At 43.7% G+C, this 19,192-nt stretch carries 15 protein-coding genes; 10 read left to right on the top strand and 5 right to left on the bottom strand.

Annotated elements, in window-relative coordinates; translation table 11 throughout:
• The first annotated feature begins 106 nt into the window (after positions 1–106).
• Positions 107–1,003 carry a CPBP family intramembrane glutamic endopeptidase gene (locus AAV90_RS05840; RefSeq protein ID WP_084691491.1) on the top strand — a complete coding sequence of 299 codons (897 nt, stop codon included), beginning with the start codon at positions 107–109 and terminating at the stop codon, positions 1,001–1,003.
• A 98-nt stretch (positions 1,004–1,101) separates the two neighbouring features.
• Here the strand turns inward: AAV90_RS05840 and AAV90_RS05835 are convergent, their stop codons facing one another.
• A complete protein-coding gene (locus tag AAV90_RS05835; protein WP_242847493.1) occupies positions 1,102–1,710 on the bottom strand; it encodes a LysE family transporter in 609 nt (202 codons plus the stop codon).
• Positions 1,711–1,955: 245 nt separating this feature from the next.
• Here AAV90_RS05835 and AAV90_RS05830 point away from each other — a divergent pair, with 245 nt between their 5' ends.
• Together AAV90_RS05830 and AAV90_RS05825 are read left to right on the top strand one after the other, a co-directional pair.
• Positions 1,956–2,630 (top strand): SanA/YdcF family protein, encoded by a 675-nt coding sequence (locus AAV90_RS05830; protein ID WP_046496587.1) that lies wholly within the window; start codon positions 1,956–1,958, stop codon positions 2,628–2,630.
• 153 nt (positions 2,631–2,783) lie between these two features.
• A complete protein-coding gene (locus AAV90_RS05825; RefSeq protein ID WP_046496585.1) occupies positions 2,784–3,542 on the top strand; it encodes a Uma2 family endonuclease in 759 nt (252 codons plus the stop codon).
• Between the two features lie 39 nt (positions 3,543–3,581).
• On the opposite strand, the gene AAV90_RS05820 is transcribed toward AAV90_RS05825, so the two are convergent.
• A complete protein-coding gene (locus AAV90_RS05820) occupies positions 3,582–4,910 on the bottom strand; it encodes an acetyl-CoA hydrolase/transferase family protein (RefSeq protein ID WP_046496612.1) in 1,329 nt (442 codons plus the stop codon).
• Positions 4,911–5,222: 312 nt separating this feature from the next.
• Between AAV90_RS05820 and AAV90_RS05815 the strand changes: the two genes are divergently transcribed.
• Positions 5,223–7,355, top strand: a complete 2,133-nt coding sequence (locus AAV90_RS05815) for a Tex family protein (protein WP_046496583.1) — start codon at positions 5,223–5,225, stop codon at positions 7,353–7,355.
• 131 nt (positions 7,356–7,486) lie between these two features.
• Here the strand turns inward: AAV90_RS05815 and AAV90_RS05810 are convergent, their stop codons facing one another.
• The 3 genes from AAV90_RS05810 to AAV90_RS05800 all read right to left on the bottom strand — a co-directional run bounded on the left by AAV90_RS05810 (position 7,487) and on the right by AAV90_RS05800 (position 10,727).
• The gene (locus AAV90_RS05810) at positions 7,487–8,254 is read right to left on the bottom strand and encodes an acyl-CoA dehydratase activase (protein ID WP_046496581.1); all 768 of its coding nucleotides are present in this window, start codon (positions 8,252–8,254) and stop codon (positions 7,487–7,489) included.
• Complete coding sequence (locus AAV90_RS05805; RefSeq protein WP_046496579.1) at positions 8,254–9,390, bottom strand: double-cubane-cluster-containing anaerobic reductase; 1,137 nt, start codon at positions 9,388–9,390, stop codon at positions 8,254–8,256. The genes AAV90_RS05810 and AAV90_RS05805 overlap by 1 nt, the downstream gene beginning before the upstream one ends.
• 380 nt (positions 9,391–9,770) lie before the next feature.
• Positions 9,771–10,727: a cation diffusion facilitator family transporter gene (locus AAV90_RS05800; RefSeq protein WP_052729624.1), complete on the bottom strand. Its 957-nt coding sequence runs from the start codon at positions 10,725–10,727 to the stop codon at positions 9,771–9,773.
• 611 nt (positions 10,728–11,338) lie between these two features.
• On the opposite strand from AAV90_RS05800, the gene AAV90_RS05795 reads away from it, so the two are divergent.
• From AAV90_RS05795 to AAV90_RS05770, 6 genes are all read left to right on the top strand, one after another.
• Positions 11,339–12,493: a THUMP domain-containing class I SAM-dependent RNA methyltransferase gene (locus AAV90_RS05795; RefSeq protein ID WP_046496577.1), complete on the top strand. Its 1,155-nt coding sequence runs from the start codon at positions 11,339–11,341 to the stop codon at positions 12,491–12,493.
• 190 nt (positions 12,494–12,683) lie between these two features.
• On the top strand, positions 12,684–13,916 hold the full coding sequence (locus AAV90_RS05790) for a BaiN/RdsA family NAD(P)/FAD-dependent oxidoreductase (RefSeq protein ID WP_046496575.1): 1,233 nt from the start codon (positions 12,684–12,686) through the stop codon (positions 13,914–13,916).
• A gap of 38 nt (positions 13,917–13,954) precedes the next feature.
• On the top strand, positions 13,955–15,568 hold the full coding sequence (locus AAV90_RS05785) for an NAD(P)/FAD-dependent oxidoreductase (RefSeq protein ID WP_046496573.1): 1,614 nt from the start codon (positions 13,955–13,957) through the stop codon (positions 15,566–15,568).
• Between the two features lie 286 nt (positions 15,569–15,854).
• On the top strand, positions 15,855–17,012 hold the full coding sequence (locus AAV90_RS05780) for a 2-hydroxyacyl-CoA dehydratase subunit D (RefSeq protein ID WP_046496571.1): 1,158 nt from the start codon (positions 15,855–15,857) through the stop codon (positions 17,010–17,012).
• A 30-nt stretch (positions 17,013–17,042) separates the two neighbouring features.
• On the top strand, positions 17,043–17,822 hold the full coding sequence (locus AAV90_RS05775; protein WP_046496570.1) for an acyl-CoA dehydratase activase: 780 nt from the start codon (positions 17,043–17,045) through the stop codon (positions 17,820–17,822).
• Positions 17,823–17,897: 75 nt separating this feature from the next.
• Positions 17,898–19,136 (top strand): 2-hydroxyacyl-CoA dehydratase subunit D, encoded by a 1,239-nt coding sequence (locus AAV90_RS05770; protein WP_046496568.1) that lies wholly within the window; start codon positions 17,898–17,900, stop codon positions 19,134–19,136.
• Positions 19,137–19,192 lie beyond the last annotated feature (56 nt).

Here is a 19,192-nt window from a genome sequence, read left to right as displayed (position 1 = left end):
GCGGCAACATTTTATAAATTTTCAGGAACAGTATCTATATCCGCAGGGTAATTTTAAGGATTTATCAAGGTAACACAACATGTGTATATCTAACAGGAGGGAAGAGATGTTGCGAAAATACCGTTATGCCTTAATATTTATCGCCCTAACCTTTTTAATTAATTGGTTATTGATAGGGATGTTTTTGGCCCTGGGGGAGGGCTGGGGTTCGACTGCTACCCCGGTTGTTTTGGTTGCCTATATGTTTGTACCTATGCTGGTAGCGATTTTGGTGCAGAAGCTTATTAAGCATGAAAAAGTAATAAAACCTCTGCAGGTTTCCTTTAAACTAAACCGCTGGTTTCTGGCGGCCTGGCTCCTGCCGCCGCTGCTGGCTATAGGCGCTCTAGGGATTAGCTTACTTTGGCCCGGAGTGCACTACTCTCCTGAATTGACCGGAATGTTCGATATTTTTGGTCAAAATCTGTCCCCGGAGCAGGCAGCTCAGATGCGCGCTCAAATGGAAGCTCTACCCATATCCTATTTTTGGATTGCCCTTATACAAGGTTTGATAGCTGGTATTACTGTGAATGCGGTAGCGGCTTTCGGGGAAGAACTGGGTTGGCGGGGATTTCTGTTGCGTGAATTTAGGGAACTGGGATTTTGGCGGGCATCACTACTGATAGGCTTTATCTGGGGATTATGGCACGCGCCAGTAATTCTGCAGGGACACAATTACCCCCAGCACCCTGTAGCCGGAGTAGGAATGATGATAATATGGTGTATGCTGCTTACCCCGATTTTTGTATATATACGGGTCAAGGCGCAATCGGTTATTGCCGCAGCCATAATGCACGGCACCCTGAATGGAACCGCCGGCCTGGCAATCCTGATGATTCAGGGCGGAAATGACTTAACCGTGGGGTTGACTGGTTTGGCCGGTTTTCTGGTTCTCCTGCTGACCAACATCCTGATTGCTTGGCTTAATCCAAAATTTGACCTTAAGCCCTTGGCCTATGAATAAATCTATAGATAAACAACTTAGCAACACGTTTGGCTATATTCAAGTAATTTACTGGCCTATATGCGGGTGTCAGGATAAAAAGGTACCAAGGAGATTTTTTAAATGCTACTAAATCCGCTGTAAATGAAATACCCGCCCATTACCGCTAGAAAAACGGCACTTACTATTAATATTAGTCGGTATATTAATGGATTTAACCAGCGGCTTCCGGTACTGATTATGAGGGCTATTAAACTGTACCAAAGCAGATCAGCCAAAATATGGCCACTGTAAAAGGATATTATACCGCTTTTTCCACTCTTCCAGGCAATAGTCAGATAACTGAGGCCAATAGTCGCCCACCATAAAATCCAATAGGGATTTGAAACCGACAAAAGGACTCCTGTCACTGCCGGATGCCTGAGCGGGGCAGAAGATGCCTGGTCTGGCTGACCGTCAGGCAAAATCAGCCTTCCTTGGACAGTATCTTTTAGCATGGAATATCCCAGATATAGCAGAAAAGAACCACCCACTACGGCCACAGTCTGACCTACCTGGGGCAGCAGCAGGATGGTTGAAAAACCTGCCAATAAGCCTATCAGCAGAGCGAGTTCCAAGAGAGCATGTCCCAGAACAATTAAAGGACCGGCCATGAATCCATACCTGGCAGTCGACACAATAGTAGCGGTGAGTAACGGCCCAGGCATCATGGCTCCGGATAATCCCACCCCAAATGCAGTTAAAAATAATACCCCCAATGTCATGCCTTATTCCAATTCCTTTCTGATCTGATCCGCTAAATTGAATATAGTTTTAATTTTAATCGATTTTCAGATATTTAGTATATCGGTGTTCGCAAAAAAGCGCCAAGTTCCTATATGTAATATTGTTTTTGCTTTAACCAGTGCCTGCTTGTCTTAGTCTGGTGAATGTGTAATGCTAATAGCGAAGTATTTAAATGAGGTAATGGCTAATGAAAATAAAAGGCATTAATAAGGCAGGAAAAATTGCAATTGTGGCGGCATTTTTAATATTAAGCGCGGTTTTGACGGTCAACTGGTACGTAAAGTATACTGCAAAACCATACATAGTAGATTCGGAAAAACTCCCTCCCGCGGATGCCATTTTGGTGTTGGGGGCCTATGTATTTCCGGATGGAACCATGTCTCCCATGCTGGCGGATCGAATAGATGTCGGATATGAGCTTTATCAAATGGGGAAAGCGCCTAAAATCTTGGTAAGCGGCGATCATGGCCGCCAGGATTATGATGAAGTAAATACGATGAAGGCATATCTAAAGAATCAAGGTATTCCTTCCCAGAATATTTTTATGGATCATGCCGGATTCAGTACCTATGAGAGTATTTACCGCGCCCGTGATATATTTAAGGTCAAGAAAGTCATTATCGTAACCCAACGATATCATCTGTTAAGAGCGGTATTTATTGCCCGGGAATTAGGTATAGAAGCCTATGGGGTAAGTTCCGATCTGCACAATTATGGATCAGTTATGTTTAATTACGAAATTCGAGAAATCCTGGCAAGGAATAAGGACTTCTGTTTGAGCAAATTCTTAAAATCCGAACCGACTTTTCTTGGCGATCCCATCCCGGTTTTCGGTGATGGCAGAGTAACAGATGATATATAGAACCCTGCTTAAATAAATCTAATTTACACAGGTACCAAAATCTCCTTGCTATTAGGAAGTCATTGCATCCGTCTCTTGATTATAAGCTATTTTAATTGATTTAAGTTGATTATAGTTTAAAGATTAATTATAATCGAGAGGGAGGTGGATATTATGACTGTAGACAAGGAGTTAATTACGGCTCAAGCATTGGCAGAAGCCTTGGATCTTTCTGTGGAAACAATTTGGAGATATACCCGTGAAAACAAGATACCGTGTGTTGAACTAGGCAGCAGGCAATACCGCTATAAGCTGGACGATGTAATTAATGCCCTGCGTGGTGACGTCAGGGAAAATTTTGCTCCTTATGATACCAAACCGACCAAAAAGCTCACCTATCAAGACTACCTGGTTATTCCGGAAGAGCCGGGCTATCGCTACGAAATACTTGACGGGATGCTGATTAGAGAACCTTCACCCAATGTTGTGCACCAGCGAGTATCTCGCAGGCTGCAAAGGATACTGGAGGATTATTTTTGGGGAGTTGATTATGAAGGAGAGATATTTGACGCACCTTTGGATGTTACCCTGCTTGATTATAATGTAGTCCAGCCGGATATATTCTACGTATCGGGTGAACAGCCGCAAATAGTAAAAGATGCCCGTATCGACGGGGCACCTGAACTGGTTGTAGAGATTTTATCACCTTCCAGCCGCCGCAAAGACCGGTTGCAAAAAATGCAGATTTATAAACAGGCCGAAGTACACCATTATTGGTTGGTTGATCCCCAGGAAAGAACCCTCGAGTGTTTTGCCTGGCATGATGGTGTATACTCCTTGGTTGCCTCCGGTATGGACGAAGATATTGTAGAACATCCAAATTTTGCGGGGCTGGCCATTAAACTACAATCATTATGGTCAAATATAAAGTGAAATACGGATAATTACTTCCTTGTACCTCGTATCAGACAATTAGTAGAAAGCTTTTTGTAGCTGCCAGCGCAGTTCTGATCTAAGTTCTGGATGCGCAATATTGATCAGCGCATGAGCACGCTCCTGACGGGTTTTGTTGCGCAAATCGGTTATACCATATTCAGTGACGACATAATTGGCAAAGGTACGGGGAACTGTTACCGGAGTTCCGGTGGGTAATCCCGGTACAATGGATGATGTTAGTTGTCCATCTGCTCCTTGACGGGCTGAACGCATCACTGTTACCGATTTCCCGCCTTCTGACCAAAAACTGCCCAAAACAAAGTCTAATTGTCCCCCGGAACCACTGATCATGCGATGACCCAGCCCTTCGGCGGTAATTTGGCCGCTGAAATCAATCATCAGTGCGTTGTTTACGGCCAGCATATTAGGTATGCGAGCGATCAAGGGCGCTTTATTGACATAGTAGCCGGGATGAATCTCAACAGCGGGATTTTCGGAGACATATTCATACATCTCCTCATCGCCCAGGCAAAAGGTGCCCACAGAGATGCCGCGGTCAAAGGGTTTGTTTTTATTATCAATGATGCCTTCTTCCACCATGCGCGGTAACCCCATCGGCAGCATCTCCGAATGAACACCCAGTCCGCGTTTATTCTCCAACCCGGCAAAGACTGATTCCGTTATTCCGCCCAAGCCCATCTGAATCGTATCGCCATCATTAATCAATTCCAACACATATGCGGCTATGGTTGTTTCAATCTCGCTAGGCGGATTGCGTTTAAATGTCGGTGGAGCCGAGGAATGTTCAATCAGATAATCAAAATCACTTATATGTACCCAATTCTTGCCATACACCACCGGCATTTGGTCATTTACTTCACCTATCGCCAGTCGCAACGGGCCAACCCGGCGGTTTTCCAGCATTTCAAGAGAATAATCGTTACTCAGTCCCAGGTTCATATAGCCGCGGCTGTCGGGAGGAGTAACCTGACAGATAAACACATCGGTGCGCTGAATCATTTTAGCTCCGCTGTCGCTGAGATTGTTAACCAGATAATCACAGTTGGAGCCATATATTTCACGAATAGTGGCCAAACCGAAAGCAGGTACATATTGTATGTGGTCTTTAATATTATTCATAAAAACCGGATCATATAGACGGCAGGGTCGCAATTGCACTGAATCTGACAACTTAACGTCATGCAGTTCTTCATATCGGTCTAAAACAGCTTCAAAGAAATCAATCGAACAGGATCCCAGCCCCAGCGCAGTTGCCACGAAATCCCCGGATTTAACTTTTTGAGCGGCTTCTTCAAATGAGATTAGTTTTTGTCGGTAGGTATTTTTCAAGTTATTATCAGTCATTTTTTCTTTCAGCCTCCCTATGCGTATTTTGAAAAATATATTATAAAAAAATTGCCACAAATCGGATGCTTCCATCTCATGGTAATGACTTTTTTCACAAATGTCAATTTGGCTAAGCAGTGAGATGTTTTTCACTGGAAATTGTATGTTGACGTTGGAAATATGGTGTTTAATACGGTATATTATTAAAATGATAAACAATGATATCGTATGTTATTTAAATGTGGCATTATAATTGAGGATCGGATAGATAGATTACTCTGGTATATAGAATACATTTTGAGCCGGATAGTTGATAAAGGAGTAAGTATTATGGAACAGATACTAAATCACATTTTGGAAGAAACCCATATATCGCTCAGGCAAATAAAAGCTGTAGTGGAGTTGCTGGATGATAAGAATACGGTGCCCTTTATCGCCCGTTACCGTAAAGAGGTAACCGGGGGTCTGGATGAAAACAAAATCCGCTTAATCGAGGAAAGACTGAATTTTTATCGCCATCTGGAACAAAGAAAAGCAGAAGTAATCCGTTTGATAGAGGAACAGGGTAAACTCACTGCGGAGTTGGAAACCCGGATACGGCAGGCTGGTAAGCTGGTGGAAATAGACGACATTTATCTGCCCTTCCGCCCTAAACGTAAGACCCGGGCTTCAACCGCACGTGCCCGAGGACTGCAGCCTCTGGCCGACTTTCTGCTGGCTTGTCCGCAGCAGGGGAAACCTGAAGAGGAAGCTGACCGTTACCTTTCAGGCGAAATAACGACTATCGAAGCTGCTCTTAAGGGAGCTATGGATATTGTAGCTGAACAGGTATCCGAAGACGCGTCCGCGCGGGGATGGATTCGGGAGTACAGCCGCAAACAGGGAATACTGGCAGTAGCGGCTAAAGATAAGAATGTGGATTCAACCTACCGCATGTATTATGAATACCAGGAGGCGGTCAACAAAATACCTCCCCACCGAATATTGGCTATAAACCGCGGTGAACGGGAAGAGATTCTTAAGGTTTCGGTTATTGTGGAGATTGACAAAATAATAGAATATTTAAACCGCCGTTACGTTAAGCCCGGAGTCACTGCACAATATCTTGAGCAGGCGCTTCAGGATAGCTATAGTCGGCTGATTAAGCCATCCATCGAAAGGGATTTGCGCAGTGAATTAAGCGAAAAAGCTGAAGAACAAGCCATAACGGTATTTGCCAAAAACCTGCGCAGCCTATTAATGCAGCCGCCGGTCAAGGGGCAAACTATCCTGGGTTTGGATCCGGCATACCGCACCGGCTGTAAATGGACCATTGTCGATGATACCGGGAAAATGCTGGAGGTGGGAGTGGTTTACCCTACGCCACCCCAAAGAAAAATAACTGAAGCCGAGGAAATTTTAAGCCGCCAAATTACAAAATATAACGTTACTGCTATCGCTATTGGCAATGGTACGGCCTCACGGGAAACGGAGCAGTTTGTAGCCGATATGATTAAAAATAAGCAGTTGCAGATTCCCTATACTATTGTCAGTGAGGCTGGAGCCAGTGTTTACTCAGCTTCCCCGCTGGCAGCCCAGGAATTCCCACATCTAGATGTAGCTCAGCGCAGTGCGGTATCCATTGCCCGCCGTCTGCAGGATCCCCTGGCGGAACTGGTTAAGATTGAACCTCGGGCGATTGGAGTAGGGCAATATCAACACGACCTGCCCCAAAAGGAACTTAATCAAAGTCTGAACACCGTAGTCGAATCGGCGGTTAATCAGGTGGGAGTAGAACTTAACACTGCTTCTGTTTCGCTTTTAACATACGTGTCCGGCCTTTCTTCCACAGTAGCCCATAAAATCGTGGAGTACCGTGACCAGAACGGCAAATTTAAAAACCGTCAGGAACTGCTGAAAGTTTCAAAGTTAGGCCCCAAAACCTTTCAGCAAGCCGCCGGATTCCTACGCATATACCAGGCGGACAATCACTTGGATAGCACGGCTATTCACCCGGAATCATACGAACTGGCTTTAAGTATCCTGGAAACTGCTGGTGCCGCCCAGAAAGAAATAGGCTCACCTGCCTTGGCAACTAAACTGGGCGCCCTTAATCCCGCAACCCTGGCTCAGAGTCTGGGCGCAGGGGAACCTACCGTGCAAGACGTAATTGATTGTCTTTTGAAACCGCACCGTGACCCGCGCGAAGAACTGCCTCCGGTAGTATTTCGCACCGATGTGCTGAGCATCGAGGACATTACTCCCGGGATGTCCCTGACCGGAACAGTACGAAACGTGGTGGATTTCGGCGCCTTTGTGGATATAGGAATAAAAAACGATGGCCTGGTGCATATATCCCAGATGACAGAGCGCTTCATCCGTCATCCTATGGAAATTGTAGCTGTAGGGGATGTGGTAGAAGTACAGGTGTTGTCAGTTGACCGGGAGCGGGGGAAAGTAGCTTTATCCATGAAGGCCAGCTAAATCATACCCGAAGGGCAAAAAATATTGTCCTATCACTATCTACGTTCCGGGCAGGTTGGATTTTTTTAAAATTTACAGTTTGCCAGTTCAATTATTTGCTGGCAAAATCCATACAAGCTGCCTAAATATATCTAATCATTTGATTCCTGGGCTATCAAAGCAGCTCCTAAGGCTCCTGTAAATTGACATTCTTCAGGAACAAGCAAGTTTACACTTAACTCTTTTTCCAACGCCCTTTTAACTCCTTTATTAATCGCTACACCGCCTGTAAATATCACTTGCTCGCTGATACCTAATCTTTTTACCATAGCACCTACCCTTTGCCCGACTGAATCATGTAAGCCTGCTATTATGCCGCCCCTAGAAGTACCTTTGGCTAAAAGATTAACCATTTCCGATTCGGCAAATACTGTACACATACTATTAATTTTTACCGTTTCTTCTAAATCTTCGGCCTCACTCAACTGGCTAACATCCATACCTAAAGCATTAGCCATTACTTGTAAAAATCGTCCTGTACCGGCAGCACATTTATCATTCATAGCAAAATCTAATACTTTGCCTTCATCATTTACTTTAATAACTTTACTATCTTGTCCGCCAATATCTATAATTGTCCTTACCTCGGGGTATAGTGCAGCTACACCCCGAGCATGACATTTTATTTCCGTCACTGTTTTATTGTGAGCTTGATGGACAGCTCTCCCATAACCGGTTACTACCATATTGTCAATTTGTTCTTTTTCTATATTGGCTTTATTTAATAAAGAATTAATAATAGCATTACCCGAATCTAAGGGACTCCAACCAGTAGGTATAACAGAGTTATACCTTTGACCTTTATATAACAAAACGCCTTTTGCAGCCACCGAACCTATATCTAGTCCTAAAGTCGCCATTATTCCACCATCTCCATTACTGCTTCGATCCGCACTTTTAAACTCTCCATATCAGAATTAGAATAATCAGTTTCTAATTGTAAATATGGAACCCCGGCTTTCCGTACCAATTTTTGTATGGTGTAGGCTTCAATATTATAAGTGTGGCAGGCTTGCCAAGTTAAATCTATAACCGCATCTACCTTAAAATCATGTATCATTCTTTCTACTAGTTGTAGACGATACGGATTAGGGGACATACAAGAACAAGGGATTTTTATATATTTTCGAGCTAATGCTTCAATAGGATCAGATAATGTTTCATCACTTTGTAATTCTAAAGTCTTATAGCCAGTACAATTTTCCATCGCTACTACGTTGCCGCCTAAATCCTCAACTATTTTGATTATTTTTTCTGTTCCCAGCCCTACCGGACAACCAGTTAATAATACCCGTGGCTTTTTCACGCCGTTTTCAATTATTGGTCTTTTTTTAACCTCGGCGGCAAAATCGTTTAACATATTTGTAAGTTCAACTTTATCAGCCGCAAAGCTTCTTGACCAGGTTACAGTCAAAAGTTCTGTACCTGTTAAAGGTGGTGGGTCTTGTTGGTTTAAATCGGCAACATTTTTAGCTGCTTTTCTTTCATTATTTATAGTTTTAATAGCCGCCCATATATCATCATCGGTAATCGTAACATCTAAAGCTTCTTCCAGATGAGTACGCAAACGCCTCATTTCGCTAACCCATAATTCAAAGGCGCTATCTAAATCCTGCACATTAGGTAATTTCATAGTGTAGACTGGTTTTATCTCATCCATTATTTCAAACATTTTCTTTTTTCCATCACAAGTGGTTTCACCTATTACTAAATCAGAAAAATGGAAAAAGGGGCAAGTATCTTCTATGGCAAAACCGTAAGAAGATTTAATTAGGGGACATAAGTTGCGAGGTAATGTTTCCTCAGCTGCCGCGATAGGTTCTTCTTTAGTACCGCACAGACCTACCGGAATAGCTTTGGCAGCTAAAATTAATTCCTCTGGACAGTAGGTGCAGTATATGCCTACGACTTTTGTTCCATTTTCCTTAGCTTCCTTAATCTTTACGATATTATCCGGCCTAATATTTAAAAAACTTTCTACTTTTGGTTGGGACATTTTCCACACTCCTCTCTTTATAGTATTAATAATAACATAGTAAAAATAATATTAATAATAACTTTTAGTTATATATTATGCAGAAAAAAAGCCCCCGCACATATTCGGGGGCATTCACCAGATCATTTTCAAACTGGACGAAGGATATTAATAATTGCTCAGGTCTTTGTTAGGACACGGCAATATTGAAGAATAGCTGTAACCGTCTGGCCTGGGGGTGCAAGATGTTCTTTGTCGTATAGCTCCTCCCATATTCGACCCCATGGATCAGGGTTGGTGGCGCAAATGGAATCCCTGCCGGGGAGATTATTTATTGGAATGGTGGGATGAAAACTAAACCTAATAGGAAAACTGAAGAAGATTCACCAAAAACCGGCTTTTTACAGCGGGTCGTATTCTTCTATGCGGTCTACATGGACTGTCGTAGAGGCAAACATCTTTTGGTTAACAATTTGTTCTACTTCCTCAGCAATTTCATGGGCCCTGATCATAGTCAAACTTTCATCCACCTCAATATGGATGACTACTTGTTTCGTATTGCCATAATCATGAATGGCTACATCATGGGTGCTATGAACACCTGCAATGGATAAAGCCAATTGCTCCACTGTATCAATGTCAGCCGAATCGGTTTCCCCGATCAGCTTGGAGGAAGAATCTCTGAAAATCTCGATGCCGGTCCAAATGATTAAAGCGGAGACACCAAAGCCTAAAATCGCATCGGCTTTATAGTAGCCAAAGCCCGAGGCTAATATAGCGATTGCAACTAAAACAGAGGCAATGGCATCGGTACGATGGTGCCATGCATCTGCGATAAGCGTTCCCGAAGATATGCGGTTGCCCAAATCAATTGATATTTGGGACATAAGCTCTTTTAGCAAGGCGGCTAAAAGCATCAAGCCGACCACCAGATAGCTTCCCTTTACCGGGGTATTGGCTTTTAATCTTTCGTAAGAATCAAATCCGAACTTCACTCCAACGAAAATTAACATAATGGCAATAATCAATGTAGCAATAAACTCGATCCTTCCGTGACCATGGGGATGTTTTTCATCCGCAGGCAAACTGGAAAGTTTGAATCCGAAGATAACCACCAGAGAAGTAAGCACATCTGACGCTGTATGCACAGCGTCTGCAATCAAGGAAATGCTGTTTAATACGAAACCAAATGCAAACTTCATAATCGCTAAGACAATATTGCCAATTATACTCAACCATGCCTCCAGATAGGCAAAGGCTCGACGTTGGTTGGGATCGGTTACTTCATTAATATTTTCCACGTCTTTTATAGTTCTTTTTATCAAGAAATCGCTAATGGAACGGGTCACTGCATTCATAATTATCCACCTCTTTACGTAATACTAAAAAAGCCGCGGAACTGCAATAACAAGTTATTGTAGTCCCACGGCTTTAATCCGCTGCCTTTAAGGCCCGGCCATTTGGCCTGACTAAGTGAAATTAAATAATGTATTTACGCTAGTATAAGTAATCCAGCCACGATTGTCAACAACGTTTATGTTGAAGATCGAGAAGTCTATACGCAAGCAGTCTATTTGCGCTTTTTGGTTCTTTCAATCCTTACCGGGGATCCCCATTGATAGACGCAATGCGCATATAATTTCCTCCTCATTATATTCAAGTGAAAGACCTGGGCAATGTGTTATTGATACCTTATCAACCTGATAATGATAAAAGTTTGCTTATGCACTGGGGCAATTATTTTTAAGGGTCAAGCAGGAGATTGAAAGAAACAATTAAATTATGCCATAATAGTGACGTATTAGTATTATTTGCCGCATCTATTATTTATTAAGTTATCGACATAGTATATGCCTATATGAACTTTGGTTTAAAGCCAATACAGGTATGATTTGCAAAATAAACGACCGGCAGAACGTTGGCTATAATTAACGTTATAAAACTGATTTTATTTTGACAGGTGAATTGAATGCAAAAAGAAATTGAGCTTATTGCCACGGCAGGTTTTGGGCTGGAGGCTATCGTTGCCCGGGAGATCAAAGGCCTGGGTTATGATGATATCACGGTAGAAAACGGCAAGGTAACCTTTAAGGCTGACCTGGCAGCTATCCCGCGGTTGAACCTGTGGTTAAGGTGCGCAGACCGTTTGCTTTTAAAGATAGGTGAATTTGAGGCGCGCTCTTTTGAGGAATTATTTCAGGGAACCCGCGCTTTGCCCTGGGCCGATTGGATACCGCGGGATGCCAATTTTCCGGTTGAAGGTAAATCAGTGCAATCACAACTCTTCAGCGTATCTGACTGCCAGGCTATCGTTAAGAAGGCCATAGTGGAGAAAATGAAGGAGGAATATCATCTACAATGGTTTCCTGAAAATGGTTCCCGTTACACAATAGAAGTAGCCTTACTTAAGGATATAGCTACCCTGACTATTGACACCAGCGGTGCTGGTCTGCATAAACGAGGATACCGAAAATTAAGTGCTCCGGCTCCATTAAAGGAAACCCTGGCGGCTGCCTTGATAGAACTAAGTTATTGGGATAGTGAGAGGATTCTCATAGACCCGTTTTGCGGTTCAGGTACTATTCCCATTGAAGCTGCCATGATTGGACTTAATATGGCTCCGGGCATAAATCGCCAATTCGCCGCGGAAAAATGGCCTGTAATTTCTTCCCGGCTATGGTCAGCAGCGCGGGATGAAGCCCGGGAATTGATAAAAAGGGATCAAAAACTGCGCATCCGTGGCACAGATATCGACCAAGAGGTTTTAAGCCTGGCTCGTTATCATGCCCGCCAGGCAGGGGTGGCCGAACATATACATTTTCAGCAGGCACCTATTGTGAATCTGCGCAGCAGTGATAAATATGGCTGCATTATCTGCAATCCTCCTTATGGTCAACGCTTAGAGGATAAGATTAGTGTTGAAAAAATATACCGGGAAATGGGCGAAGTCATAAAAGATTTGGATAGCTGGTCTATTTATGTGCTTACAGCCCATCAGAAATTCGAGAATCTGTTGGGACGTCCGGCAGACCGACGGCGTAAACTGTATAATGGCCGAATACAGTGCAACTATTACCAATTTTATGGACCCCGCCCCCCACGCAGAGGGGAAATTAACATTTGACCTTTAACTAGCAGGTTGGGTTAAGGAAGCAGGTATGCTTGTATATATTAAATACATATAGGCCGGGAATACCATTGGTTTTCCCGGTCTACTATTTTGCATTGGGTCTACCACGATCTGCTTATCAACTGCAGGCTTTTTGAGTAAACTGATGTTAAGATGATTGAATAATGTGCAGGAGTAAACATTTATGAAGAAAAACAAGCAGGTCATAGTTGTAGGCGGAGGAGCGGCAGGTATGATAGCCGCTATATCCGCCCGCAGACAGGGCGCTGATGTTACCATACTGGAAAAAAACCCACGGATAGGCAAAAAAATCCTGGCTACCGGAAATGGCCGTTGCAATTTCACCAATATAAATGCGGATGCAGGGTATTATCATGGCAACAACCCTAAGTTTACATACAGTGCCTTATCACAATTTACCGCAGATGATACTATTTTATTTTTTGAAAAATTAGGTATTGCCCATAAAGTAGAGGAATTTGGGAAGGTCTTTCCTATGTCTGACCAGGCTTCAAGTATTCTGGACGTTTTTTTGTATGAACTAAATGAACTGGGGGTTAATATTGTTTGTGATGCCCAAGTAAAGGATATCAGAAAAAACGATAAATTCTCAGTCGCTTTGGTAGGTGGGAAAATATACAAAGGGGATCGGGTCATCATTACTACCGGCGGCAAAGCTATGCCTGCCAGCGGCTCCGATGGCAGTGGCTATGATTTAGCGGCTCGGCTGGGGCATACCATTGTAGACATTTTTCCGGCGTTAGTGCAATTAAAATTAGAAAGTCCGTTTTTAAAACGCCTGGATGGAGTTAAATTTGTAGGGACTGCTGAAATTATTCATAATAATAAATCTGTGGCTAAAGACCGGGGAGATATTCTGTTCACTGATTATGGAATATCTGGTCCACCTATTTTACAGATCAGCCGGAAAGCGGGAGAACTATTAAAGGCAGGTCAGGAACCGTTTTTAAAAATAACTATAATGGATACGATGTCCAAGGATGAGTTAAGAAAATTATTAAAAAAACGCTGGCAAATAAGTTCCTCAAAACCGCTCGACTTTAGCCTGGTGGGTTTTATTAATAAAAGGTTGATTCCGGTGGTGCTGATGGAAGCGGGTATTAGTGATGTCGGGCGACCGGTGGCTAATTTATCAGCTAAAGAGCAGGAAAGGATAATCGATCTTTTGATCGATTGGCGGTTTAGGATCAGAGGAACCAAGAGTTGGCCTAGTGCCCAGGTAACCGCAGGTGGTGTGGATACCAGGGAAATTAATCAAGATACTATGGAATCCAAATTGGTTAAAGGCTTGTTTTTTGCCGGTGAGATTATAGATATTGACGGGCAGTGCGGTGGTTTTAATCTGCAATGGGCCTGGTCGTCCGGATATATAGCGGGACAATGTGCGGCTCTATGATGTTTCGCAAACAGGTTGCATAAACAGGAGGTAGAAACATGCTCAGGCTTTCTGATCTGAAGATAGGAATAGATAAAGCTGCCGATGCTGAAACTGAAAGACAGGCTTTACGAAATGAAATATTAATCCAACTCAAAATCAGTCCTAAGGAACTGATTGATTTTAATATTTTTAAAAAATCGATTGATGCCAGAAAAAAAGATAAGATACTTTTCGTATATACGGTAGATGTAGAGGTTTACAATGAAAAGCGAATCCTGGGAAAACATAGTTCCTCAGGAATAATCTCGACTCCTGATCTGTCTTATAAAGGTGTGCCAGTGGGAACAGAAGATATGGCTTTTCGACCAGTGGTTGTAGGTATGGGGCCGGCAGGTCTTTTTGCCGGGCTGCTCCTGGCCAGGAATGGTTATTATCCCATCATCCTCGATAGGGGCGAGGATGTAGCAACCAGAACTAAAAAGGTTAATAATTTCTGGCATAGAGGAGAGCTTGATCCTGAAAGCAACGTGCAGTTTGGCGAAGGTGGAGCGGGCACATTTTCTGACGGCAAACTTACCACATTAATAAATGATAAAAGATGTCGTACTGTATTAGAGGAGTTCATTAAAGCCGGCGCACCGGCAGAAATATTATATAAAAGCAAACCTCATGTCGGAACAGATATACTCAAGACAGTAGTTAAAAACATAAGGCATGAGATTATGGCTCATGGCGGAGAAGTGAGGTTCAAAGCCAAAGTAACCGATTTTATCATACAGGATGGAAATATAAAAGGCTTAATCATTAATGACAGTGAGGAACTTTACAGCCAGGTTGTCTTACTGGCAATAGGTCACAGTGCCCGCGATACTTACGAGGTACTTCTGCGCCGGGGCGTTGCTATGAGCCCAAAACCTTTTTCTATTGGGGTTAGAATAGAGCACCCCCAAAAACTCATTGACCAAGCCCAATACGGTGATGCGGCCGGACATCCTGCCCTGGGAGCCGCTGATTACAAGCTAGTCTATCATTCTCCCAGGGGAAGATCAGCGTATACTTTTTGTATGTGTCCCGGTGGCTATGTGGTAGCTGCGGCTTCGGAAGAACAAGGAGTGGTTACCAATGGCATGAGCGAGTCGAAAAGAGATGGGAAAAATGCTAACGCAGCTATACTGGTAGGTGTAAAACCGGCAGATTTTAATAGCCCCCATCCCCTGGCAGGTATTGAATTTCAAAGGAAATGGGAAAGGCTGGCATATCAAATAGCCGGAGAAAGCTATCGGGCTCCGGCTCAACTAACCGGAGATTTTTTGGCTGATCTGCCCAGTACCCGGTGGGGTAGGGTAGAGCCTACCTACCAACCGGGAGTGGTATTCGCCCCACTTAAAAATTGCCTGCCTCATTATGTTGTTGAAACCCTACAAGAAGCGCTGGTCTATTTTGATACCAGAATCAAAGGCTTTGCTATACCGGATAGTATTTTGACCGGCGTGGAAACCAGAAGTTCTGCCCCGGTAAGAATAAACCGATATGAAAATGCGCAAGCCAATATCCAAGGCTTATATCCGCTGGGGGAAGGAGCAGGTTATGCCGGGGGTATTATGTCGTCCGCAGTCGATGGTATTAAAACAGCCGAAAAAATAATGCTAAAATATAGAACCTTGAAATAAAGAGGAGTATAGGAAACCACCTATATCTTCTTTTTCAGATTCACACCATGGCGGCTGGAGGCAGCCAAACGCCCCCAAGGCTGTCTGAAAATTATTAATCTTTAGGGGATGTAGTTGGTATCAGTAATGATGTATAATGATTTTATGGTTTGTATAGATAAACCCAACCCCAAATACCTAGCATTTAGGTAGCTGGACAATAGGGCAAGTAAGTAATAAGTTATTGCAATCCTACAGCGATAAAACGATTCATTGAACGTGAACATGCCAATTTGGAGGGATGAAGATGGAGGATATACTCACTAAGTTTAAAGACTATTGTGAGCGCCCCTATGAAAGGGCTGCACAACTAAAAGCAACCCGCAACATAAAAATTATCGGATGTCTGCCGATGTATTTTCCGGAAGAGATTATCCATGCGGCTGGCGCACTGCCGGTAACCTTATTCGGCAGTGATGAACCAATTACCCTTGGAGATGGTCATATGATGACCAATGCGTGTGATCAGGTACGCAGTTCTTTTGACAGCCTATTAAAAGGAAAATACGATTTTCTCGATGGGATAGCGGCGATCTATGTATGTGATCAGGTAAGATTCTATTTGGAAGTCTGGCAGTTGGATTACCCGGTCGAATTCTTTCATCAGATGTGGCGTCCCTATAAACTGGACAAGTCCACCCAGGTGTTTTTCCGCAGTGAACTCGAAAGGCTGATTTCCAGTCTGGAAGAATTCACCGGGAATAAAATCACTGACGAAAAACTGCGAGCAAGTATTAAGGTATATAATGATTCCCGGGCCATGATGCGTAAATTAAACGATTTAAGAAAAGCGCGTCCGGGAATCGTAAGTGCTTCCGATATGGCGCGCATCGTTGCGGCTAGTATGTTTATCCCCAGAGAGGAACATAACGAATTATTAGGACAACTGTTAGCCCAGATAGAGCAGTCCGATGCAGCGGCAAGCCAAAGCTTGCGGGTCATTACCATCGGACATCCCTGTTCAATGCCGGAAACAGAAGTCCTGGATTTGATCGAGGCTAACGGCATGGTTGTGGTTGATGACGATTTCTTTACCGGCGGCAGGTATTTTAGTAAAGACGTTTCGGCCAGCGGAGACCCCATAGATGCGTTTATTGATTTTTATATGAACGCAATCCCTTGTACAACCTACCACTTTCCTGAAAACTGGCTTGAAACTGGCAAGAGTTTCTCGCCCTATGCCGATTACGTTATCGATTTAATGAGGCAGGGGCAGGCGAAAGGCATAGTAGTATTAAAAGAGATGTACTGCGACCCTTACGATATGGAATTCGTTTTGATGAAAAAACGTTTTGAAGAAGAAGCGATCCCTTACGTATCAATAATTACCGAACATGGCTCTGGCCCTCTGGAAGCGATCCGCACCAGAGTTCAGGCTTTTGAAGAAAGCTTACGTTTTATTTAGCGAAGGAGACAAGTAACGGAGGAGACAAGTATGATTACTGCCGGTATTGATATTGGTTCTACTACAACAAAAGCCGTTATACTAGGAGATACAGACAGTTATTCTTACGCCCTGCAGTCTACCGGGATTGAGATAAACGCGATAAGCCGACAGGTTCTAAAGGAAGCATGTGATAAAGCCGGTTTGAAAATTGAAGATCTTGACCGCATCGTTGCAACCGGCTATGGGCGGATCAGCATCCCTTTTGCAACAACTACCATAACCGAGATTACATGTAATGCTGCGGGGGTTCATCATTTGTTTCCCAACGCCTCATTGGTGGTAGATATTGGAGGGCAGGACAGCAAAGTCATAAAAATAGACGACCAAGGTCGGGTTATGCAGTTTGCCATGAATGATAAATGTGCAGCCGGAACCGGCAAGTTTCTTGAAGTAGCCGCCCAGACTTTGGGCGTGCCGGTAAGTGAAATAGGCGATATATCGATGCAATCAAAGAACAAAGTAACCATAAGCAGTATTTGTACGGTTTTCGCCCAAACTGAAATCGTATCCTTGATTGCGCGCCAGACCGACAAGGAAGACATCGCGGCCGGACTGCATGAATCGATCGTCAGCCGTGTATATGGACTAATCAGCTCTGTGAATCCCGACCCGCAAGCTGAAGTCGTTTTGACTGGAGGGGTGGCTAAAAATGCGGCCATTGTGCAATTATTGGAACGTATGCTGGGACGCCCGATATCAGTCCCAGATGACCCCCAGATTGTAACGGCCCTGGGCGCAGCCCTTTTGGCCAGAAAACTGCAAGATTGACAATTATTTTTTAATATAAGCATGACAGCAAGCCTTAAGGTTTTTTAGGTAATGAAAAGTTAGGAGGCAAGAAGCATGGCAGAATCAGGATACCAATTGGTTCGAAGATTGGAAGGCCAGAAACGTCTGGCAGGATTGATAGCGGCTCATTACGGAGGCGCACTCGAGATAGAAAAAACCAAATCCCAACCGATTGCCTGGGTATCGGCCGGAACCCCGGCCGAGATTCTATGGGCAATGGACTTTTGCGTACAATTCCCCGAGGCTTATGCCGCCACCTGCGGTGCCAGACATATAGCCCATGGACACTGTGAAATAACTGAAACACGCGGTTATGAACATCATCTGTGCACATACTGCCGCAACAGTCTGGGGGCTTCCATTGCTCAGTTGGAAGGGATGTCAACCTACACAGAACTGGCTAGGCCGGATTTTCTTTTGGTTTCCAACGGCAGTTGCATTATGGTAACAAAATGGTGGGAACATCTCAGCCATCTTTGGCAAATTCCTCTATTCACGATAGATTGTCCCTTGGTAATTCCCGCCTACAACGAAAAGGACCTTACAGAAAATGTTAAGCGCCAGTGTTTGGATCTGATAACTTATCTGGAAGAATTCACCGGCAAGAAGTTTGATTATGATCGTTTGCAGGAAATAGTCGCCAATGGCCAACGCAGTTCTCAATATTATATGGCTATGCTAGAAGCCAACAAGCATAATCCTGTACCGGCTACGTTTTTCGATATCATGGGGCATAATTTTCCTAATTTAGCTCTGCGCTACCTGCCTGAAGCGGCTGAGCATTATCGTTTGATGACTGAAGAATTAAATCAGCGCATCGCTGATAAGATCGTTCCGATGTCCAACATACAATATCGCATTTATTGGGATGGTATCCCGTACTGGTTTGCCATCCGGCAACTGTCGGAAAAATTGGAAAGCCTGGGGCTGTGCCTAGTAACCAGCGGCTATTTTGATATGTTTTCTTTTGACCGCCTCGATGCCCAGCGACCTTTGGATAGTGTGGCGGAAGGAGTGGCCACGATGATCTTAAATCATAATCCCAGCTACAAAGCAAAAGCAACCGAAAAGATCTTCCGGGATTACGAACTGGAAGGCGGGATATTTGCCTATGCCCAAAGTTGCAAGCCCTTTTCCATCACGATGCGCTACATCGCGGAACATGTTCAAAAGCAGTTGGATGTACCGGTGACTATTATTGAAGGAGATCTCGTAGACGAAACATTCTACGATGCCGAAAGAAACAATATGAAACTTCAGGCCCTGGCAGAAACACTGGCCGCCAGAGCCTAAAGCGAAACCCTTGCATAACTTAAATAATATTTAAAAATAAAAAAGGCTGCTGATAT

This window comes from Syntrophomonas zehnderi OL-4, from assembly GCF_000983115.1.
Classification (GTDB): domain Bacteria; phylum Bacillota; class Syntrophomonadia; order Syntrophomonadales; family Syntrophomonadaceae; genus Syntrophomonas_B; species Syntrophomonas_B zehnderi.
This window is presented reverse-complemented; position numbering and strand designations above follow the sequence as displayed.